Raw genomic sequence first — 1,271 nt, 5'->3', positions numbered from 1 at the left:
CGCCGCCGTGATCACCGGCGGCGGGACGCTCGCGGCGCTGGTCACCCTCTACCGGATGGTCCGGCAGGGCGTGGACGCGGCGCTGCGGCGGACGCTCCGGCGCGCCGCCCGCCGGGCGCTCGTCGCGAGCCTGGCCGTGTTCGCCGTCTCCGGGGCCGTCTACGCGGCCGGGGCGGCGTCCGGCGGGGGCGACGCGGCGACGACCGCCTCGGGCGTGTTCGCCGGGCTGGGCGCGTTCGTGCTCGCCATCGCGGTCACGCTCCTCGCCGCCACCCGCGGAACCGCCGCCCCTGTCGGAACCGCCGGCCCTGCCACCCCCGCCGCCCCCGCCGACCTCGTCGGCCGGGACGCGGCGGCGCGCGGCGGCGACGGCCGCGGGGCGGGCCGCTGATGGCCGCCGACCGGCGCGCGAACTGGCTGAAGGGCGTGCTCGACCTGGCCGTCCTGGCCTGCCTGCGGCCCGGCGAGAGCTACGGCTACGAGATCGCCAAGGCCCTGGACGGGGCGGGCCTCGGCCAGATCAAGGGCGGCACGCTCTACCCGGTCCTGAACCGGCTGGAGGAGGCCGGTCTGGTGGAGGCCGAGTACCGGGCGGCCGAACGGGGTCCCGGACGGCGCTACTACCGCCTGACGGACGCGGGCGGGACGGCCCTCGCCGAGCAGGGCGCGTCCTGGCTGGACTTCCACCAGGCCGTCCGGGCGCTGCTGACGGGGGGCGGGGAGTGAGCGAGCGCTACTTCGCCGAGCTGGCGGACGGCCTGCGGCGGCTCGGCGTCGCCGAGGACCGCGTCGGCGACCTGGTCGCCGAGCTGTCCGGCCACGTCGCCGAGTCCGGCGCGGACCCCGAGGACGAGTTCGGCCCGGCCGTCCGGTTCGCGGCCGAGTTCGCCGAGGGCGCGCGGGCGCGGCCGGAGCACGGCGCGGCGGCCGGGCCGGACGCGGGCGCCGAACGGTGGGTGTGGACGGCGGACGCGTCGGTGGACGAGCGGATGATGAACCGGTTCGGGGCGCAGGGCTGGGAGATCGAGCGGGTCGACCACCTCGGGCGCTTCGTCAGCCGCCGCGACCTGGCGTCCCCCACCCAGTGGGAGTACCGGCGGGACGTCGTCGGCCGCCGGGAGCGCGCGCGGCACGCCGAGGCGCTCGCCCCGGAGGGCTGGGAGCCCTGCGGCCACTGGCTGTTCCTGGCCTACTCCAAGCGGCCGCTCGCCGCCGTCGCCGGCCCGGCCGCCGACATCGGGGAGCCGGCCGGGCGTCCCGCCCGCAGCCTG

3 protein-coding genes are annotated in these 1,271 nt (G+C 79.2%); all 3 read left to right on the top strand.

What is annotated here, in order from left to right; all coding sequences use genetic code 11:
- Positions 1–391: hypothetical protein (locus AB0J52_RS41210; RefSeq protein WP_500188700.1), on the top strand; the 391-nt coding region annotated here is incomplete at its 5' end.
- The gene (locus AB0J52_RS41205) at positions 391–726 is read left to right on the top strand and encodes a PadR family transcriptional regulator (RefSeq protein WP_500188699.1); all 336 of its coding nucleotides are present in this window, start codon (positions 391–393) and stop codon (positions 724–726) included. The genes AB0J52_RS41210 and AB0J52_RS41205, both read left to right, overlap by 1 nt.
- Positions 723–1,271, top strand: a 549-nt coding sequence (locus AB0J52_RS41200) for a hypothetical protein (RefSeq protein ID WP_500188697.1), incomplete at its 3' end; no start/stop codon positions are given. The genes AB0J52_RS41205 and AB0J52_RS41200, both read left to right, overlap by 4 nt.

Source organism: Spirillospora sp. NPDC049652 (assembly GCF_040675125.1).
In the GTDB taxonomy this organism is placed as follows: Bacteria; Actinomycetota; Actinomycetes; order Streptosporangiales; family Streptosporangiaceae; genus Spirillospora.
The sequence above is the reverse complement of the archived record's forward strand: the minus strand, read 5'-3'. Positions and strand labels throughout refer to the sequence as shown.